General features: G+C 64.9%; 15 protein-coding genes. 14 read left to right on the forward strand and 1 reads right to left on the reverse strand.

Annotated features, from left to right (window positions below; genetic code table 11):
• Positions 1-93 precede the first annotated feature (93 nt).
• The 3 genes from V474_RS22770 to V474_RS22780 all read left to right on the forward strand — a co-directional run bounded on the left by V474_RS22770 (position 94) and on the right by V474_RS22780 (position 5453).
• The gene (locus V474_RS22770) at positions 94-1230 is read left to right on the forward strand and encodes a thiolase family protein (RefSeq protein WP_059153516.1); all 1137 of its coding nucleotides are present in this window, start codon (positions 94-96) and stop codon (positions 1228-1230) included.
• Positions 1227-3551, forward strand: a complete 2325-nt coding sequence (locus V474_RS22775; protein WP_059153517.1) for a 3-hydroxyacyl-CoA dehydrogenase/enoyl-CoA hydratase family protein — start codon at positions 1227-1229, stop codon at positions 3549-3551. The genes V474_RS22770 and V474_RS22775 overlap by 4 nt, the downstream gene beginning before the upstream one ends.
• Positions 3552-3662: 111 nt before the next feature.
• The gene (locus V474_RS22780) at positions 3663-5453 is read left to right on the forward strand and encodes an acyl-CoA dehydrogenase C-terminal domain-containing protein (RefSeq protein WP_059153518.1); all 1791 of its coding nucleotides are present in this window, start codon (positions 3663-3665) and stop codon (positions 5451-5453) included.
• A gap of 90 nt (positions 5454-5543) precedes the next feature.
• Here the strand turns inward: V474_RS22780 and V474_RS22785 are convergent, their stop codons facing one another.
• A complete protein-coding gene (locus V474_RS22785) occupies positions 5544-6596 on the reverse strand; it encodes a Leu/Phe/Val dehydrogenase (RefSeq protein ID WP_059153519.1) in 1053 nt (350 codons plus the stop codon).
• 133 nt (positions 6597-6729) lie between these two features.
• Here V474_RS22785 and V474_RS22790 point away from each other — a divergent pair, with 133 nt between their 5' ends.
• The 11 genes from V474_RS22790 (at position 6730) to V474_RS22835 (ending at position 19196) form a co-directional block, all read left to right on the forward strand.
• A complete protein-coding gene (locus V474_RS22790; RefSeq protein WP_059153520.1) occupies positions 6730-7191 on the forward strand; it encodes an Lrp/AsnC family transcriptional regulator in 462 nt (153 codons plus the stop codon).
• A gap of 77 nt (positions 7192-7268) precedes the next feature.
• On the forward strand, positions 7269-8582 hold the full coding sequence (locus V474_RS22795; RefSeq protein WP_082699985.1) for an MFS transporter: 1314 nt from the start codon (positions 7269-7271) through the stop codon (positions 8580-8582).
• A gap of 198 nt (positions 8583-8780) precedes the next feature.
• Positions 8781-9419, forward strand: a complete 639-nt coding sequence (paoA, locus tag V474_RS22800) for an aldehyde dehydrogenase iron-sulfur subunit PaoA (RefSeq protein ID WP_059153522.1) — start codon at positions 8781-8783, stop codon at positions 9417-9419.
• Entirely contained in the window at positions 9416-10366 is a 951-nt protein-coding gene (locus tag V474_RS22805) for an FAD binding domain-containing protein (protein ID WP_059153523.1), read from the forward strand. Before paoA ends, V474_RS22805 begins: the two co-directional genes overlap by 4 nt.
• 12 nt (positions 10367-10378) lie before the next feature.
• Positions 10379-12574, forward strand: a complete 2196-nt coding sequence (paoC, locus tag V474_RS22810; RefSeq protein ID WP_059153524.1) for an aldehyde oxidoreductase molybdenum-binding subunit PaoC — start codon at positions 10379-10381, stop codon at positions 12572-12574.
• 73 nt (positions 12575-12647) lie between these two features.
• Positions 12648-13556 carry a LysR family transcriptional regulator gene (locus V474_RS22815; RefSeq protein ID WP_059153525.1) on the forward strand — a complete coding sequence of 303 codons (909 nt, stop codon included), beginning with the start codon at positions 12648-12650 and terminating at the stop codon, positions 13554-13556.
• Between the two features lie 120 nt (positions 13557-13676).
• Positions 13677-15059 (forward strand): class II fumarate hydratase, encoded by a 1383-nt coding sequence (fumC, locus tag V474_RS22820; RefSeq protein ID WP_059153526.1) that lies wholly within the window; start codon positions 13677-13679, stop codon positions 15057-15059.
• A 146-nt stretch (positions 15060-15205) separates the two neighbouring features.
• A complete protein-coding gene (locus V474_RS25880; RefSeq protein ID WP_148649527.1) occupies positions 15206-15382 on the forward strand; it encodes an AtzG-like protein in 177 nt (58 codons plus the stop codon).
• Positions 15379-16758, forward strand: coding sequence for an AtzE family amidohydrolase (locus V474_RS22825; protein WP_059153527.1), 1380 nt, complete (start codon positions 15379-15381; stop codon positions 16756-16758). The genes V474_RS25880 and V474_RS22825 overlap by 4 nt, the downstream gene beginning before the upstream one ends.
• A gap of 141 nt (positions 16759-16899) precedes the next feature.
• Positions 16900-18246, forward strand: coding sequence for an NCS2 family permease (locus V474_RS22830; protein WP_407938360.1), 1347 nt, complete (start codon positions 16900-16902; stop codon positions 18244-18246).
• A complete protein-coding gene (locus V474_RS22835) occupies positions 18246-19196 on the forward strand; it encodes a 5'-methylthioadenosine/S-adenosylhomocysteine nucleosidase (protein ID WP_059153529.1) in 951 nt (316 codons plus the stop codon). The genes V474_RS22830 and V474_RS22835 overlap by 1 nt, the downstream gene beginning before the upstream one ends.
• Positions 19197-19203: the final 7 nt, after the last annotated feature.

Consider the following 19203-nt stretch of genomic DNA (forward strand, 5'->3'; position numbering starts at 1 on the left):
AAAGAATTGCACCTTTAGGGAAGACGTTCACGAGGAACGAGGATCGTAACGGATTCGGTATCAACCGAGCCGGTCCGCCCATGGAGAGAATGCATGCAAAGCGTCGTGATCGCGGGATACGCCCGCTCGCCGTTTCACCTTGCCGGCAAGGGCGCACTTGCCCGCGTCCGTCCTGATGACCTCGCCGCACAGGTGATTCGCGGGCTGATCGGCAAGACCGGCGTTGAGCCTGCCGATATCGAGGACATCATCGTCGGCTGCGCTTTTCCGGAAGGCGAGCAGGGCCTCAACGTGGCGCGCCTGATCGGCCTGCTGGCGGACCTGCCGATCTCGGTGGGCGGAATGACGGTGAACCGGTTCTGCGGCTCGTCGATGAGCGCGATCCATATCGCTATGGGCCAGATCGCCATTGGCGCGGGCGAAGTGTTCGTCTGCGCCGGTGTCGAATCGATGAGCCGGGTGCCGATGATGGGCTTCAACCCGCTGCCCAATCCCGCGCTGGCAAAGAAAAGCGCTGCGTACATGGGCATGGGCGAGACGGCTGAGAATGTCGCCGCCAAGTACCAGATTTCGCGCGGCGATCAGGAAGCGCTCGCGGTGGAGAGCCAGAACAAGGCCACCGCCGCCCGTACCGAGGGCCGTCTGAGCGACGAGATCGTGCCGATCGAAACCAAGGCCGGAACGGTAAGCGAGGACGGCACCATCCGCCCCGAAACCACCGCAGAAGGCCTTGCCGGGCTGAAGCCTGCGTTCGATGCGCAGGGCTCGGTCACGGCGGGCACGTCCTCGCCGCTTACCGACGGCGCCAGCGCCGTCCTAGTCACGACCGAGGATTATGCCCGGGCCCATGGGCTGCCGATCCTTGCCCGTATCAAGTCGGTCGCGATCTCCGGCTGCGCGCCCGAGACGATGGGGCTTGGCCCGATCCTTTCCAGCCAGAAGGCGCTGGAGCGGGCCGGGATTTCCGCCGCCGATCTCGATGTGGTGGAACTGAACGAGGCTTTCGCCAGCCAGGCATTAGCCTGCATCAAGGACCTTGGGCTGGACCGCGCCAAGGTGAACATCGACGGGGGCGCCATCGCCATCGGTCACCCGCTGGGCGCGACCGGCGCGCGGATCGTCGGCAAGGCGGCCTCGCTGCTCAAGCGTGAGGGCGGCAAGTACGCGCTCGCCAGCCAGTGCATCGGCGGCGGGCAGGGCATCGCCACCGTTCTGGAGGCCGTGGAATGAGCGACACGATCAGGAAAGTCTGCGTCATCGGGGCCGGCACCATGGGCGCCGGGATCGCCGCGCAGGTAGCCAATGCGGGCGTGCCGGTGCTGCTGCTGGATATCGTCCCCAAGGATGCCGGGAACCGTAATGCCATTGCCGAGGGTGCGGTGGCCAAGATGCTCAAGACCGAACCCGCCCCGTTCATGAGCAAGTCGGCAGCGAAGCTGGTCGAAACCGGCAATATCGAGGACCACCTTGAAAAGATTGCCGAATGCGATTGGGTGATCGAAGCCGTCATCGAACGGCTCGACATCAAGCAGGGTCTTTACGCGCGGATCGAGGCCGTGAAGCGGGACGGGACGGCGGTGTCGTCCAACACCTCGACGATCCCGCTTGCCCAGTTGGTAGAGGGCCGTTCGGCGGCGTTTCAGCGCGATTTCCTCATCACCCATTTCTTCAATCCGCCGCGTTACATGCGCCTGCTGGAGATCGTCACCGGGCCTGCGACCGACACCGCCATCGCCGCGAAAGTCGAGCGTTTCTCGGATGCGGCGCTGGGCAAGACAGTGGTTCGCGCCAATGATACGCCGGGCTTCATCGCCAACCGTATCGGCACTTACTGGATTCAGCTGGGCCTCAACGCAGCGTTCGACATGGGGCTTACCGTAGAGTTGGCTGATGCCATCGCCGGCAAGCCGATGGGCGTGCCCAAGACCGGGATCTTCGGCCTCGTCGACCTCGTCGGCATTGATCTGATGCCGCATCTGCAGGCCAGCCTGACCTCGACTTTGCCCAAGGACGACCCGTACCACGCCATCGCCCGAACCATGCCGCTGATCGAAAAGATGATCGGCGAGGGCTACACCGGCCGCAAGGGTAAGGGCGGTTTCTACCGTCTCAACAAGGAGATGGGCCGCCGCAAGGAGACCATCGACCTGGCGAGCGGCGAGTACCGTGAAACGATCCGCGCCTTCGGTCCCTCAGGCGCGGCGGGCAAGGGCGACCTTCGCGCGCTGGTCGAAACCAAGGGCAAGATCGGCGACTATGCCTGGGCTGTGCTGGGCGGGACGCTGGCCTATGCGGCTGCCCTCGTGCCTTCGGCCGCGGGCGACGTGGTGGCCATCGATGATGCGATGAAGCTGGGCTACAACTGGAAGGCCGGCCCCTTTGAGATGATCGACAAGCTGGGCGCCGCCTGGCTGGCTCAGCGACTTGAATCCGAAGGAAAACCCGTTCCCGAAATCCTGAAGATCGCAGGGGACCGGACATTCTACAGGGTGGAAGACGGCAAGCGGCAGTACCTCGACCTTGACGGCACCTACCGCGACATCAAGCGCCCCGAAGGCGTCCTGAAGCTGTCCGACATCAAGCTGGCGTCCAAGCCGCTGCTCAGGAACGGTTCCGCCGCACTTTGGGACGTGGGTGACGGTGTTGTCGCTCTCGAATTCACCGGCAAGATGAACGCGCTCGACGGCGATGTCATGAAGCTGATTGTCGAGGCGATCCCGCTGGTGAAAGCAAAGTACAAGGCGCTTGTCGTATATAACGATGCCGACAGTTTCTCGGCCGGAGCCAATCTAGGCCTCGCCCTTTTCGCGGTGAACATCGCCGCATGGGGCGAGATCGAGAAGCTGATCGCGGGCGGCCAGATGGCCTACAAGGGCCTCAAATACGCGCCGTTTCCGGTGGTCGGCGCGCCGGCGGGCCTCGCCGTGGGCGGCGGGTGTGAAATCCTGCTCCACTGCGATGCGGTGCAGGCCCATGCGGAGCTGTACATGGGCCTCGTCGAATGCGGCGTCGGCCTGATCCCCGGCTGGGGCGGCAATGGCGAGATGCTGGACCGCTGGCAGAAGAACAAGGGTATGCCCAAGGGCCCTATGCCGGCCGTCGCCAAGGTGTTCGAGACGGTCTCCACCGCCTCGGTCTCGCGCTCGGCGGCGCAGGCGAAGGAACTGCTGTTCCTGCGTGCCGACGACGGGGTTACGATGAACCGTGACCGCCTGCTCTACGACGCCAAGCAGAAGGCGCTTTCGCTGGTCGAAGGGTATGCCGCGCCCGAGGCTCCGACTTTCCGCCTGCCGGGGGAAAGCGGCCGGACCGCGCTGGGCATGGCGGCCGAAGGCTTCCACAAGCAGGGCAAGGCGACCGACTATGACATGGTTGTCTCGGCTGCGCTGGCCGGGGTGCTTTCGGGCGGCGAGGCGGACCTTGTCGACACCGTCAGCGAAGCCGAACTGCTCAAGCTGGAGCGCGAGACCTTCATGCGGCTGGTGCGTGAACCGCGCTCGATCGTCCGGGTCGAGCATATGCTCGAAACCGGCAAGCCGCTGCGTAATTGATGTTTGGCGGCGCGTGATCCGGCCACCTTATCCGTCATTCCCGCTGCCTCGGGGGTGACGGAGATCAAGCTGGTTTGAGATTGCCGCACCGACCCCGAGGAGAGTGACAAAATGCAGGTCTACGAAGCGCCCTTGCGCGACATGCGGTTCGTGATCCACGAACTCCACCAGAACGACGGCTTCGGTAACATCGAGGCCTTGTCCGAGTTCACCCCCGACCTTGTCGACGCGGTGCTGGAAGAAGCGGCCAAGGTGGCGACCGAGGTCCTGCTGCCCCTCAACCGCTCCGGCGACATCGAGGGTTGTACCCTTGAAAACGGCGTCGTGCGCACCCCCAAGGGCTTCAAGGAAGCCTACGAGATGTTCCGCGAAGGCGGCTGGTGCGCGCTCGCATCGGACCCCGAATGGGGCGGACAGGGCCTGCCCGAAACGGTCAACAAGATGACCGAGGAGATGATCTGTTCGGCCAACCTTTCGTTCAGCCTCTATCCGGGGCTGACTCACGGCGCGACCACCGCGATCGAGGGCTATGCCAGCGACGAACTGAAAGCGTTCTATCTGCCCAAGATGGTCTCGGGCGACTGGTCCGGCACGATGTGCCTGACCGAGCCGCATTGCGGCACCGATCTTGGCATGCTGCGCACCAAGGCCGTCCCGCAGGATGACGACAGCTACAAGCTCAGCGGGTCCAAGATATTCATCTCGGCGGGTGAGCATGACCTGACCGAAAACATCGTCCACCTCGTCCTCGCGCGGCTTCCCGATGCACCTGAGGGCGTGAAGGGCATCAGCCTGTTCATCGTGCCCAAGTACCTGCCGAAAGACGATGGCACCCCCGGTCCGTCCAACGGCGTGTCGGTGGCGGCGATCGAGCACAAGATGGGCCTCAAGGCCTCGGCCACCTGCCAGCTCAACTTCGACGATTCCACCGGGTGGCTGGTCGGCAAGCCCCATAAGGGCATGGAGGCCATGTTCACGATGATGAACACCGAGCGCGTCTCGGTGGGTGTGCAGGGGCTGGGCGTGGGCGAGGCGGCCTATCAGTCGGCCGTGTGGTATGCGAAGGACCGTCTTCAGGGCCGGTCGCTTTCAGGCGTGAAGAATCCCAAGGGACCGGCCGATCCGATCATCGTCCACCCGGACGTGCGCCGGATGCTGATGACGATGCGGGCTTATAACGAAGGCTGCCGCGCGCTGGGTGGCTGGGTCAGCCGCGCGCTCGATGCCGAGCGGTACTCCACTGACCCCGAAGTGAAACAGCGCGCCGCCGACTTCATCGCGTTGATGACGCCGGTGGTGAAGGCGCTGTTCACCGACCTGGGCTATGAGAACGCCAATCTGGCGGTTCAGGTCTACGGCGGCCATGGCTACATCGCCGAGACCGGCGTGGAGCAGTACGTGCGCGATGGCCGCATCGCCATGATCTATGAAGGCACCAACGGCATCCAGGCGCTCGACCTTGTCGGCCGCAAGCTGCCCGCGCACATGGGCCGCAACTTGCGCAGCTTCTTCCACCCGGTCTCGCAGTTCATAGAGGCGAACAAGGGCGACGAGCAGTTCAAGCCGATGATCGAGGCGCTGGAAAAGGCCTTCGGGGCGCTCCAGCTCTCCACCGCGACGATTGCACAGAAGGGTATGAAAGACCCCGAGGAAGCCGGCGCGGCGGCGACCGATTACCTGCGCCTGACGGGGCTGGTGGCGATGGCGTTCTGCTTTGCGCAAAGCGCGCTGATCGCGCGCGACCGACTGGCGGGCGGAACCGACGAGGCCGGGTTCTACAAGGCCAAGCTGACGACCGCACAGTTCTACTTCGATCGCATCCTGCCGCAGGCGACGACTGCGTTCCTGGCGATCAAATCGGGCAAGGCGTCGATGATGGCGCTGGACGCGGAAGCGTTTTGATCGGGCGGGGTGGATAACCACCCCGCTGCGACCGGGCAGCCAACTGCCAAGGCCCACCCCTCCCCCAACGGGAGGGGTGGGCCTTCAGCATTAGGCCAGTTCCTTCTCCGAGCACTTCATCAGCCCTTCGGCCATGCGGTCAGCAACCACAGGGGGAGGCAAGGCATCGCTGGCCGCCGCTTCGAGGATTTCGCGGGTGCGCGGGCCGATCTCCAGCACGCGGGCGCGCACCTGGTCGGCGCTTTCGCTCAGATATTCGGCGGCGACGTTTATGATGCCGCCCGCGTTGACCACGTAATCCGGCGCGTAGGAGATACCGCGCGCCATCAGCGCCTGCGCCACCTGCGGTGAGGCAAGCTGATTGTTGGCCGCGCCGCACACCACCCCTGTGCGCAGGGCAGCCACGGTCGCGTCGTCCAGGGCGCCGCCCAGCGCACAAGGCGCGAAGACCTGCGCCTCGACGTCGGCAACTGCGTCGATCGGGACGATGTGCGCGCCGGTTTCCTCGGCAAGGCGGGCGCAGCGCAAGGGATCGATATCGGCGATGACAAGCCGGGCGCCTTCCGCCGCGAGCAGGCGGGCGAGGCCGGCGCCGACATTACCCACGCCCAGCACTGACACGGTCACGCCCGAGAGCGAACTGCCGAAGCGGAAGGCCACGGCCTCTTTCATTGCTTCGAACACGCCCAGCGCCGTCCAAGGCGAAGGGTCGCCGCCTGCAAGGCCCGGCAGTGCGGTGCGCCCGGCGACGTGGGTGGTCTGTCGTGCGACGCATTCCATGTCGGAGACGCCGGTGCCGACGTCCTCGGCAGTGACATAGCGGCCGTTCAGCTTTTCGACCGCGCGGCCGAAGGCTTCGAACAGGGCGCGGCGGTCGAACTCGCCTGCGGGGCGGCGCAGTACCGCCTTGCCGCCGCCGAAGGGAAGGCGGGCCATGGCGTTCTTGTAGCTCATACCCTCGGCAAGGCGGAAGGCATCCGCCATGGCTTCTTCCGAATCGGGGTAGGACCAGAGGCGGCAGCCGCCCGCAGCGGGGCCGCGCGCCGTCGAGTGGATCGCGATCACACCGTCGAGGCCAGCCTTCTCGTCGAACAGGCGAACATATTCCATCGGTGGCATCATGCGGTGGGTCTGGGCAACCATGCGTAGGTTCCTGAATGAGCTTGGATAAGACCCCTGTTATGCCAAGTTTACGTTGCGAATTCTGACCTCATTTCGGGTCCCTGGGACAAAATCTAACAAGACCTGTTCGGCATTGGCATGCTATGGGGTTAAAATGACCGTTCTTGATGCCTACGAGAGAAAAATTCTCCGAGAGTTACAGCGCGACGCGAGTCAGACCACGGCGCAGATCGCGGAGCGCGTGGGCCTGTCCTCCTCGCCCTGCTGGCGACGGATCGACCGGCTGGAGCGCGAGGGTTTCATCCAGCGCCGCGTCGCCATTGTCGATCGGCACAAGGTTGGCCTGAATGCCCACGTCTTTGTGCAAGTGAAGCTCAACGCTCATGGCCGCGCCAACCTCGACGAGTTCGCCGCCAAAATTCGCGAATTTCCGGAGGTGCTGGACTGTTATGTGCTGCTCGGTTCGGTGGATTTCATGATCCGCGTGGTGGCCGAAGATATCAGCGCGTACGAGCGCTTCTTCTTCGAGAAGCTGTCGCAGCTTCCCGGGGTGCAGGAAATCACCTCGACGGTGGCATTGTCCGAGATCAAGGCGACCACAGCATTGCCGATTTGAGAAGGCCCCCCTGACGCAACAGTTGTGATTGGCCGATGGCTCCCCCATAACGCCCGGTAACAGCTAGCCGGGGGAACATGATGGCTGAAAGTCCGACGATCGATGTCGTCCCCGTCGAGGCCATGCTCACTGATGCGATGCGCCTGCGCGCCATCTTTGCAGGGTCGGCGGGCAATCTGATCGAATGGTATGACTTCTACGTCTATGCCTTCACCGCACTTTATTTTTCGTCCGAGTTCTTCCCCGAAAGCGACAGGCTGGTGCAGCTCATGGCCACCAGCGGCATCTTCGCGATAGGCTTTTTGATGCGGCCGTTCGGCGGATGGTTCTTTGGCCGCTACGCCGACCGCAAGGGGCGGCAGGCGGCCATGGTGGTCTCGGTTCTGATGATGGGCGCGGGCGCACTGCTGATCGCCATGCTGCCCACTTATGCCCAGATCGGCGCCGCCGCGCCCGCGCTGTTGTTGGTTGGCCGAATGTTGCAGGGCTTTTCCACCGGCGGGCAATATGGCACCGCCGCCACCTATCTGAGCGAGATCGCCGGACCCAGGCGGCGCGGTTTCTGGTCGTCGTTCCAGTACGTAACGCTGATCGGCGGACAGCTTTGTGCAACGCTGGTGATCCTGCTGCTCCAGCAATTGCTGGGCGACGACGGCATGAAGGCGTGGGGCTGGCGAATCGCCTTCGTGATCGGCGCCGGGGCTGCGGGGTGCATTATCCTGCTGCGTGACCACATGCATGAAACTGCCAGCAGCGCCGACCGCGAGGGCGAGCAGGCCGGCAGCATCGTGGAATTGTTCCGCCATTCCACCCGCGCGTTCCTGATCGTGGCGGCGCTGACGGCGGGCGGCAGCCTTATGTTCTACACCTTCACCACGTATATGCAGAAGTTCCTGGTGCTGACCGTGGGCATGTCGAAAGAGACTGCCACGCTGCTGATGACGGCGGTATTGATCGTGTTCATGGTGCAACAGCCGCTGATGGGGCTTCTTTCCGACCGGATCGGACGGCGCACCAACATCATCATCTTCGCCGGCCTTGGCGCGGTTTGCATCGTGCCGCTATTCAGCGCGCTGGCTACCACTGAAAGTCCGGTCATCGCCTTCCTGTTGATTACGGCAGGGCTGACGATCTGCAGTTTCTACACCTCGGTCAGTGGGCTGTTCAAGGCGGAGCTCTTCCCCGTCCATGTTCGCGCGCTGGGCGTAGGGCTGGCTTACGGCGTTGCCAATGCGCTGTTTGGCGGCACGGCGGAGAATGTTGCCTTTGGTTTCAAGCAGGCAGGGATCGAGCACGGGTTCTATTGGTACGTCTCGGCGTTCTGCGTGGTGTCGCTGGTGGCCGCGCTGATGTTGCCCGATACGCGTCGGGACAATCCGCTCGATCGATGAACTATATTCGTTGATGCATAGAACTGTGCGTGGTGATGAGCATTGTTCAACGCGGCGTGCAATTCTCCTGCCATGGCAAGCCGCAACCAAAGGGCGCACAATGGGTTGAAGGGCACATAGGAGGCCGCGCTCTGGGCAAGCAGGGCGCAGTCGGTAGCGGCGCGCCGCGACCGCGTGTCTCGATAAAGGAACATCACCATGACGCAAGGATGCGGAGCCATTTCCAGGCGCGACGTTCTCAAGACAAGCGCGGCCGGTGCCGCCATCGCAGGATCCCTTGGGACCGGCAGCGTCGCCATGGCGCAGGCGGAGCCTAACGCGCCGCCTACCGCCGCCGTGCGTATGAAGGTCAACGGCAAGCAGACTTCGCTGACGCTGGACACGCGCACCACGTTGCTGGATGCCCTGCGCGAGCATCTGAAGCTGACCGGCACCAAGAAGGGTTGCGATCATGGCCAGTGCGGGGCCTGCACCGTCATCGTCAACGGCCGACGCATCAATTCGTGCCTGACGCTGGCAGTGATGCACGAAGGCGACGAGGTGACCACGATCGAGGGCCTCGGCACCGTCGGCGACCTGCACCCGATGCAAGCCGCTTTCGTCGAGCATGACGGTTTCCAGTGCGGCTACTGCACGCCGGGCCAGATCTGCTCGGCCGTCGCGGTGCTGGAGGAAATCCGTGCGGGCATCCCTAGCCACGTCACCGAAGATATCGGCGCGGCGCCCGGCATGACCACGCTTGAAATGCGCGAACGGATGAGCGGCAATATCTGTCGCTGCGGTGCCTATTCGAACATCGCCGAAGCCATGGCCCAGGTCGCAGGGGTGAAAGCATGAGGCCCTTTACTTACGAGCGCGCCACCAGCGCGCAGGACGCCGCCGCCAAGGCCGCAGCCATGCCCGGCGCCCGTTTCATCGCCGGCGGCACCAATCTGCTCGACCTGATGAAACTGGAGATTGAAACTCCGGGCCATCTGATCGACGTCAACGGTCTGGGCATGGACCAGATCGTGGAGACGCCGGAGGGCGGCCTGCGCATAGGCGCGCTGGTGCGAAACACCGATCTTGCCGCCGACAAGCGTGTCCGCAAGGATTACGGTGTGCTCACCCGGGCATTGGTCGCGGGTGCCTCCGGTCAGCTGCGCAACAAGGCGACGACGGCGGGCAACCTGCTGCAACGCACGCGCTGCCCTTATTTCTATGACGTCAACATGCCTTGTAACAAGCGCAAGCCCGGTTCGGGCTGCGGGGCGATCGGCGGCTTTTCCCGCCAGCTTGGCGTCATCGGCACCAGCGAGGCCTGCATCGCCACGCATCCCAGCGACATGGCGGTGGCGATGCGCGTGCTGGATGCCAGCGTCGAGACGATGCGGCCCGACGGCACCACCCGCGCCATCCCCATCGCCGAGTTTCACAAGCTGCCCGGCCAGACCCCGCAGACAGAGACCGCGCTGGAGCAGGGCGAACTGATCATCTCGGTCGCCTTGCCAAAACCGACCGGCGGCACCCACATCTACCGCAAGGTGCGCGACCGTGCGTCCTATGCCTTCGCGCTGGTATCGGTGGCGGCGGTGATCGGCCGGGACGGGAAGGGCGCCGTCGCGCTGGGCGGTGTCGCGCCGAAACCGTGGCGGGTCCAAGAAGCCGACGCGCTGCTGCCAAAGGGCGCGCAGGCCGTCTCCGACCGCCTCTTTGCCGAGGCGACCCCGCGGGAAGACAACGCCTTCAAGATCATGCTGGCGAAGCGTACCATCGCTTCCGTCATCGCTGAGGCCAAGGGCTAAGGAACCGGACGCATGAAGTTCGATACACCCGCAGGGACCAACCCGATCGACCGCATGACCGTGGTCGGCAAGCCCACGCCGCGCATCGACGGCCCGCTCAAAGTCAGCGGCGCCGCGCCTTACGCTTATGAGCACCACGACGTTCCAGGGAAACCCGCCTACGGTTATGTGCTGGGAGCGGCGGTGGCCAAGGGCACGATCCGCTCCATCGACACTGCCCGCGCGCAGCGTGCGCCGGGCGTGTTGGCGGTGGTCACCTATCGTAACGCCGGCAAGCTGGGCAAAGGGCAGATGAACACCGCGAAGCTGCTCGCGGGGCCGGACGTCCAGCATTATCACCAGGCGGTGGCCGTAGTCGTCGCCGAGACATTCGAGCAGGCGCGCTCCGCCGCCGCCATGATCGACGTCGATTATGCGCGCACCGATGGGGCCTTCGACCTCCTCGCTGCCAAGGACGGCGCCAAGGAGCAGGGCGGCAATGATGCGCCGACTGCGGTGGGCGATTTCCAGGGCGCTTTCGCATCCTCCCCGGTGCAGCTCGACCAGAACTATACTACCCCGGACCAGAGCCACGCGATGATGGAGCCGATGGCCACCATCGCCGCATGGGAGGGGGAGAAGCTGACTGTCTGGACATCGAACCAGATGGTGAACTGGAGCCTGAAGGATCTGGCCGCCACGCTGCAGATGCCGGTGGAAAACGTGCGCCTGATCTCGCCCTATATCGGCGGCGGTTTCGGGGGGAAGCTGTTCCTGCGCTCGGACGCTTTGATGGCCTCGCTTGGCGCACGGGCGGCGAAGCGCCCCGTCAAGGTGGCGTTGCAGCGCCCGCTCATGGCCAACAATGCAACCCATCGACCCTCCACGATCCAGCGCATTCGCCTTGGCTGCGGCAGGGATGGCAAGATCGCCGCGATCGGCCATGAAAGCTGGTCGGGCGATCTGGAAGGCGGCGGCCTTGAAGTGGCGGTCCAGCAGACCAAGTTGCTCTACGCCGGCGCCAACCGCATGACGGCAATGCGCCTTGCCGTACTTGACCTGCCCGAAGGCAACGCCATGCGCGCGCCGGGCGAGGCACCTGGCCTGATGGCGCTGGAAATCGCCATGGACGAAATGGCCGAGAAGCTGGGCATGGACCCGGTCGCCTTCCGCGTGCTCAACGATACGCAGGTCGATCCCGAAAAGCCTGATCGTGCGTTCTCCCAGCGCAACCTCGTGCGCTGCCTTCAGGACGGTGCGACGCGTTTCGGCTGGAGCCGCCGCAAGGGGCCAGGCCAGGTGCGCGACGGGCGCTGGCTGGTAGGCATGGGCGTGGCGGCGGCATTCCGCAACAACCTCAACATGAAGTCGGGCGCGCGGGTGCGGCTGGACGGGCAGGGCACCGTCACCGTCGAGACCGACATGACCGATATCGGCACCGGTACTTACACCATCATGGCGCAGACCGCGGCAGAGATGCTGGGCGTGCCGCTGGCCAAGGTGGTGGTGAAGCTGGGCGACAGTTCGTTCCCGGTTTCGGCAGGATCGGGCGGACAGTGGGGCGCGAACAGTTCCACCGCCGGGCTTTATGCCGCCTGTGTCAAACTGCGCGAAGCTATCGTTGAGAAACTGGGCTTCGGTCCCGGCGAGGCTGTGTTCGAAGGCGGGCAGGTCCATGTCGGCAACCGCTCGGCGGACATCGCCCGGGCCGCAAAGTCGGGTGAAATCGTCGCCGAGGATTCGATCGAGTTCGGCGATCTTGACAAGAAGTTCCAGCAGTCCACCTTCGGCGCGCACTTCGTCGAAGCGGCGGTCGATCGCTACACCGGCGAGGCACGGGTGCGCCGGATGCTGGCGGTCTGCGCGGCGGGCCGCATCCTCAATCCCACGGCGGCGCGCAGCCAGGTGATCGGCGCGATGACCATGGGTGTAGGCGGCGCGCTGATGGAGGAACTGGCGGTAGACAAGCGTTTCGGCTTCTTCGTCAACCATGACCTGGCGGGCTACGAAGTGCCTGTCCACGCCGATATCCCGCACCAGGAAGTGATCTTCATCGACGAGGCGGACGACAAGGTCTCGCCGATGAAGGCTAAGGGCGTGGGCGAACTGGGCCTTTGCGGTGTCGGTGCGGCGGTCGCGAACGCGGTCTACAATGCCACCGGCGTGCGGGTGCGCGATTATCCGATCACGCTCGACAAATACCTCGACCGGCTCGGCGAAGTGGCCTGATCGTATCTGACGCGCTAAAGAGCCAAGGGCCGCCATCCGGCGGCCCTTTTCATAGTACCGGGACAATCCGCAGATGCCGTTCAGGCGCGCCGACCTTGCCGACCTCAGTTACTTCCTCGCCATTGCCCGGCACCGCAATTTTCGCAAGGCAGCCACCGAACTGGGGGTAAGCGCTTCGGCGCTCAGCCATTCGCTGCGCGGGTTGGAAGAGCGGCTGAAGGTGCGGCTGGTGAACCGCACCAACCGCTCGGTCACGCTGACGGCGGCGGGTGAGGATCTGGAGCAGTCGATCCGCGATCCCTTCGCCGCGATCCACGACGCCGAGGACCGGCTCAACTTCCACCGCAATGCGCCGACCGGCCGCGTGCGTATCAACGTGCCGGACGATGCGGCGACTCAGCTTCTGGCGCCGATCCTGCCCGAATTCGTCGCGCGCTATCCCGACGTCGAACTCGACATCTGCGTCGACAACGCGATGATCGACGTGACGCAGGAGGGCTTCGATGCCGGTATCCGTTTCGGCGGCACCGTGCCTGAGGACATGATTGCCCAGCGCCTCTCGGCCGATTTCAACTGGGTCATCGCCGGCTCGCCCGCCTACTTCGAAAGCAGGGACGAGCCGCAGCACCCCGAGGACCTGATGCACCATCAATGCATTCGCATCCGCCTGGGCAATGCCCGCATGTACAAGTGGGAGTTCGAACGCGGCGACGAGGCCTTCGAACTCGATGTGCCTGGCGGCGTGACCGTCAACAACGGCGGCGCCAGCCGCGCGATGGCCCTGCGCGGGCTGGGCCTGATCTACATTGCGGAGGAGGGCATAGCCGACCTCGTAGCGTTGGGGCGCCTGCGCGTGGTGCTGGCGGATTGGGCCTCGCCGGGGCCGGGGTATTTCATCTACTATTCGAGTCGCAGACAGGTGCCTCGCGGCTTGCGGCTGCTGGTCGATCTCATCCGCGAATTGAGGCCACTGGGACTGTAGCGCGCGGAAAGAACCGCTTGCCGGATCATTCCGACATTCATGCGATTAAGTCGCATTAGCCATGGAAATGTCCGAGCCTACAGCTATCTAGAAGGTCAGACCCTTCAGGAGGCCAGAGCCATGGATACCCGCCGCGAGTCCGACAGCATCGGTGAAATTGACGTCCCCGCATCGGCGTACTGGGGCGCGCAGACGCAGCGCAGCATCGAGAATTTCCCTTTCGGCCCCTCCGAGCGGATGCCCATTGCGATCGTCCACGCCATGGCGCTGGTGAAGCAGGCGGCGGCTCGGGTGAATCGCAAGCATGGGCTGGACGCAAAGCTGGCCGATGCGATCGAGGCGGCTGCGGCCGAAGTGGTGACAGGCAAGCTTGACGACCAGTTTCCGCTGGTGATCTGGCAGACGGGCAGCGGCACGCAGACCAACATGAACCTCAACGAGGTGATCGCCGGCCGCGCCAACGAGATGCTGGCGGGGACGCGCGGCGGCAAGTCGCCTGTCCATCCCAACGATCACGTAAATATGGGACAGTCCTCCAACGACAGCTTCCCCACCGCGCTGCACGTCGCCGCGGCGCGGGCTGTCACGGACACCTTGTACCCCGCGCTCGATACGCTGTTCGGGGTGCTCGATGCCAAGGCGAAGGCCTGGGCGGACATCGTCAAGATCGGCCGCACCCACCTGCAGGATGCAACCCCGGTAACGCTGGGTCAGGAATTTTCCGGTTACGCGCATCAGGTTTACCGCAGCCGCAAGCGTATCGAGCCTGCCGTCTCTCACGGCATGACCGCGCTGGCGCAGGGCGGCACGGCGGTAGGCACGGGCCTCAATTCCTCGCCAGGTTTCGACGAGGATTTTGCTGCTGAAATGTCGCTGCTCACCGGCCTTGCGTTTCGCCCGGCGGAGAACAAGTTCGAGGCGCTGGCCTCCAACGATCCGCTGGTGCACCTTTCCTCCACCCTGGCGACGCTGGCGGTTGCGCTGACCAAGATCGCCAACGACATCCGCTGGCTGGGGTCCGGCCCGCGCTCAGGCCTTGGCGAACTTGATCTGCCGGCGAACGAGCCCGGTAGTTCGATCATGCCGGGCAAGGTCAACCCGACCCAGTGCGAGATGCTGACGATGGTGTCCGCGCAGGTCATCGGCAACCATCAGGCGGCCACTATCGGCGGCCTGCAGGGCGCGTTTGAGCTGAACGTGTTCAAGCCGTTGATCGGGGCGGCGGTGATGCGTTCCATCGACCTGCTCTCGGTTGGCATGGTCAGCTTCGCGCAGCGCTGCGTCGAGGGTATCGAACCCAACCGCCCGCGTATCGCCGAACTGCTCGACCGTTCGCTGATGCTGGTGACGGCGCTCGCGCCCGAGATCGGCTATGACAACGCCGCCAAGATCGCCAAGCACGCCCATGCCAAGGGGCAGACCCTCAAGGAGGCGGCGCTGGAGTTGGGCCTTGTGGACGAGGCGACCTTCGACCGGGTGGTGCGCCCCGAAACGATGATCTGACGCCTTGTCCATTCTTTTGTGCGCAAGAGGTGCTCTAATTTTTGCAACGATCCGTTCCGATCATTGCGTTTGATCGATAGGGGGTGAGCAGGCAGGAAAGAAGCGTTACACCGCTTTTTCCTGCCGCGCCTACCGATCGTGAGACCATGGCCGAAACCCCCGCTGCGCCCACACGTGCCGCAGTCGCCCTGAGCGCTGCGGATATTGCCGCTGCCGCCGCCGCGCGCGGCCTGCCGATCCTGCCTGAGTGCGAGGCAGGCGTAGCTGCAAATCTTGCGTTGTTGGCGCGCCATGCCCGCACGATGAGGGGCCAGGCGGCATGATGCCCATCCGAGAAATCGCCGCTGCCGTGCGCGAAGGGCGGTTAAGTGCCCGCGTTATCGTCGAGCAGGCCCTTGCCGCGCTGGTGGAGGCGGACCGCACGCTGATCGCCGTGACCCGCATTCTTCACGACCGCGCCCGCGCCGAGGCGGATGCGGTAGACGCGATGGTCGCCGCCGGGGGAGATCTTGGACCGCTCGCGGGGGTGCCTTACGGCGTGAAGGATCTGTTCGACCTGGCCGGACTGCCCACCACTGCCGGGTCCACGCTCTACGCAGACGCCGCGCCTGCCGCCGCCGATGCCGAGGCCGTCGTGCGCCTCAAGGCCGCTGGCGCGATCGTGGTGGCGACGCTGAACATGGACGAATTTGCCTACGGCTTCGCGACTATCAATGCCGCTTACGGCACCACCCGCAATCCCCACGATCCCGCCCGCCTTGCCGGTGGTTCCTCAGGCGGATCGGCGGCGGTGGTCGCCGCGGGGCTACTGCCTTTCTCGCTCGGGTCCGATACCAACGGTTCGGTGCGCGTGCCCGCCAGCCTGACCGGCATCTACGGCCTCAAGCCCACCAACGGCGACCTGCCGCTGGGCGGCGTATTCCCGTTTGCCAAGAGTTTCGACGATGTCGGCCCCTTCGCCCGTTCGGTGGAGGACATGGCGCTGGTCTGGAACGTGCTGACCGGCCGAAGTGCCGGAACGCCGGACCGCGCGATGCGGGTCGCCCGCCTCGGCGGCCGCTTCCGGGACAACGCCGACCCCGATCAGCTTGCCGTCATCGATGCCATCGCGCCCGATGCTCCGCTGATCGAACTCCCTGAAATCGCCCGTGCGCGCTCGGCCGCGTTCCTCATCACCGCTTACGAGGGCGGAGCGCTCCACCGCGAGGCGCTGGCCGAAGACGCCATGGCCTTCGACCCGCAGGTGCGCGACCGGCTTCTTGCGGGCGCATTGCTGCCCGATGCTCTCTATGCAGAGGCCCAGGCCTTCCGCACCGCCTACCGAGCCCGGATCGAAGCACTGGTTGCGGATTATGACGTGCTGCTGGCTCCCGCGACGCCCACCACCGCGCCGCTGGTGGAAGACCCGCGCATCCTGATCGACGGCGCGCTCAGCCCGGCGCGCGCGGATCTTGGCATTCATACCCAGCCGATCAGCTTCACCGGATTGCCGTCGCTGGCGGTTCCGCTCTACCGTCCGGGCAAGTTGCCCATCGGCCTCCAGCTGATCGGCGGGCCGGGGCGCGAGGTGGACCTTTTTGCCTTCGCCGCCGGACTGGAGGAGCGGGGCGTTACAGGTTTCAGCGCCCCGCCGATGGACATACAAGGCGTCGTCATTCCCGCGCAGGCATCAGCAGGGTCCGCGTGTTCGCGGGGATGACGAAGGAAAGACGGCAATCGCGCTTCGGCCCGGACAAGGCGAACGTGAACAAATATCGAAGCTGCGGGGGCGGCAGGTTTCAGGCATTTTCACCGCTCAGCGCGGTGTTGGGGGCATAGCGTGACGCAGACACAGACCATGATGGATACCCCCAAGGCCGCGCCTTCGGGCAAGCTGGACCGCTATTTTTCGCTCACTGCGCGCGGCACCAATGCGCGTACCGAGGTACTGGCGGGGATGACCACCTTCCTGACCATGGCCTACATCGTGCTGGTCAACCCGGCGATCCTGGGCAGCGCCGGGATGCCGGTCGCTTCAGTGGCGGCGGCGACCTGTTTCGCGGCGGCCTTCGCCTCGATCCTGATGGGCTTCGTCGCCAATGTGCCGCTGGCGCTGGCGCCGGGCATGGGCCTGAATGCCTACTTCAGCTTCACCGTCGTCCAGCAGATGGGCGTGCCCTGGCCGGTGGCGCTGGGCTGCGTGTTTCTTTCGGGCATCGCCTTCCTGGTGCTGACCCTGACCGGCGTGCGCCAACTCATCGTCTCGGCCATTCCGCAGTACCTCTTCGCAGCGGTGGCGGGTGGTATCGGCCTGTTCATCGGCTTTATCGGCCTCAAAGGCGCGGGCATCGTGGTCGCCAATCCGGCGACGTTCGTGGCGCTGGGGGACCTGAAAAGTCCCGGCGCGGCTCTGGCGCTGTTCGGCCTCGTCGTGATCGGCGCGCTGAGCGTGTGGAACGTGCGCGGGGCGATGCTGGTCGGCATCGTCGCCACGACGCTGGTCGGCTGGCTGGCGGGCATGGTCACCGTCAGCCCGGAACCCTATTCGCTAGCCGCGCTGACGGGAACGGCCTTCCAGCTGGATCTGGGCGGCGTGTTCGGCCTTTCCGGTAAGCAGGGGCTGGGCCTTCTTGAAATCCTCTTCGTGTTCCTTTTCGTCGACCTGTTCGACAATATCGGAACCCTCGTCGCAGTGACCAAGCGGGCCGGGTTGATGGACGCCCAGGGCCGCATCCCGCGCCTCAACCGCATCCTCATCACCGATGCCGCCGCCACCATCGTCGGTTCGATGGCGGGCACTAGCACCGTGACCTCCTATGTGGAGAGCGCGGCGGGCGTGCAGGCGGGCGGGCGCACCGGCCTTACCGCTATCGTCACCGGGCTGCTGTTTCTGGCGACGATGTTCGTCGCGCCTTATGCGCAGGTGATCCCGCTGGCGGCGACCGCGCCCGCGCTCATCATCGTCGGCGGACTGATGCTGCTGCCGCTGACCGAAGTGGAATGGGAGGACCCGCTTTCGGCGATCCCGGCGTTCCTGACCGTGGCGATGATCCCGCTGACGTTCTCGATCGCCAATGGCCTGGCCTTCGGCATCACCGCCCATGCCATCCTCAAGATCGTGCGCGGCACGATCCGCAAGAGCGACGGTTTCCTGCTGGTTCTGGCTTTGCTGTTCGTCGCCCGCTTCGTCTGGATGGGAGCCGCCTGATGCTGAAATACGCCCTGACCGCTTCTTGCACCCTGGCCGCAGCCTGCACCCTGGCTGCCGCTCCGGCGCTGGCCGACGAAAGGCTGGACATCACGCCGCGCACCTTGGTGATGACCGCTTATCAGCCCGAATGGAACGCGCTGGTGCATGCCGTGACGGCGCCTAAGGAATACCGGATCAACGGCATGACTTACCTGACCGGGACGCTGGAGGGTAAGCCGATCCTGCTGATGCAGAGCGGCGTGTCGATGGTGAACGCGGCGATGAACACGCAGCTTGTGATCGACAGGTTCACCGTCAAGCGCATCGTCTTTTCCGGCATCGCCGGCGGGGTCGACCCCGGCCTTTCCATCGGCGACGTGATCGTGCTGGAGGACTGGGGCCAGTACCTGGAAGTCAACTTTGCGCGAAAGGCGGGCAAGAAGGGTTGGAAATCGCCCGAGGCGGTGGCTCCCGAGGCGCCGGGCAACTGGAACTTCATCTTCCCGCGCGGAGTGACCGTCGCCAATGCCGCCGCGCCGCCGCAGCGCATCTTCAAGTTCCCGATGGACGCAGGCCTGCTGGACCTTGCCCGCAAGGTCGCGCCCACTGTGGACATGGAACGCTGCGTGCCGCCATCGCCCACGCAGCTTCCCGACACCGAACTGTGCCTGAAGAAGGCGCCCAAGGTCGTCGTCGGCGGCACCGGCGTCAGCGCGGGCGTCTATGCGGACAACGCCGAATTCCGCGAATACCTCTTCAAGGCCTGGCACGCCCGCGTGCTCGACATGGAGAGCGGCGCGGTGGCGCAGGTCGCCTATGCCAACCAGGTGCCGACGATTGTGTTCCGCTCGCTTTCCGACCTTGCCGGCGGTGACAGGCACAAGAACATGGAAGACACCTACGAGCATCTTGCCGCTGTGAATTCCGCCCATGTGGTGCGCGCATTCGTCGCCGCGCTTCCCGATTAAGGCCGCC

Origin of the sequence: Novosphingobium barchaimii LL02 (assembly GCF_001046635.1) — a bacterium.
Taxonomy (GTDB): domain Bacteria; phylum Pseudomonadota; class Alphaproteobacteria; order Sphingomonadales; family Sphingomonadaceae; genus Novosphingobium; species Novosphingobium barchaimii.

Bases quoted from the DNA above. Each gene is read 5' to 3' on its own strand.
- paoC (WP_059153524.1), top strand. From the start codon at position 10,379: ATGAAGTTCGATACACCCGCAGGGACCAACCCGATCGACCGCATGACC.
- V474_RS22835 (WP_059153529.1), top strand. From the start codon at position 18,246: ATGCTGAAATACGCCCTGACCGCTTCTTGCACCCTGGCCGCAGCCTGC.
- V474_RS22830 (WP_407938360.1), top strand. From the start codon at position 16,900: ATGGATACCCCCAAGGCCGCGCCTTCGGGCAAGCTGGACCGCTATTTT.
- V474_RS22790 (WP_059153520.1), top strand. From the start codon at position 6,730: ATGACCGTTCTTGATGCCTACGAGAGAAAAATTCTCCGAGAGTTACAG.
- V474_RS22775 (WP_059153517.1), top strand. From the start codon at position 1,227: ATGAGCGACACGATCAGGAAAGTCTGCGTCATCGGGGCCGGCACCATG.
- V474_RS22780 (WP_059153518.1), top strand. From the start codon at position 3,663: ATGCAGGTCTACGAAGCGCCCTTGCGCGACATGCGGTTCGTGATCCAC.
- V474_RS22785 (WP_059153519.1), bottom strand. From the start codon at position 6,596: ATGGTTGCCCAGACCCACCGCATGATGCCACCGATGGAATATGTTCGC.
- V474_RS22805 (WP_059153523.1), top strand. From the start codon at position 9,416: ATGAGGCCCTTTACTTACGAGCGCGCCACCAGCGCGCAGGACGCCGCC.
- paoA (WP_059153522.1), top strand. From the start codon at position 8,781: ATGACGCAAGGATGCGGAGCCATTTCCAGGCGCGACGTTCTCAAGACA.
- V474_RS22815 (WP_059153525.1), top strand. From the start codon at position 12,648: ATGCCGTTCAGGCGCGCCGACCTTGCCGACCTCAGTTACTTCCTCGCC.
- V474_RS25880 (WP_148649527.1), top strand. From the start codon at position 15,206: ATGGCCGAAACCCCCGCTGCGCCCACACGTGCCGCAGTCGCCCTGAGC.
- V474_RS22795 (WP_082699985.1), top strand. From the start codon at position 7,269: ATGATGGCTGAAAGTCCGACGATCGATGTCGTCCCCGTCGAGGCCATG.
- V474_RS22770 (WP_059153516.1), top strand. From the start codon at position 94: ATGCAAAGCGTCGTGATCGCGGGATACGCCCGCTCGCCGTTTCACCTT.
- fumC (WP_059153526.1), top strand. From the start codon at position 13,677: ATGGATACCCGCCGCGAGTCCGACAGCATCGGTGAAATTGACGTCCCC.
- V474_RS22825 (WP_059153527.1), top strand. From the start codon at position 15,379: ATGATGCCCATCCGAGAAATCGCCGCTGCCGTGCGCGAAGGGCGGTTA.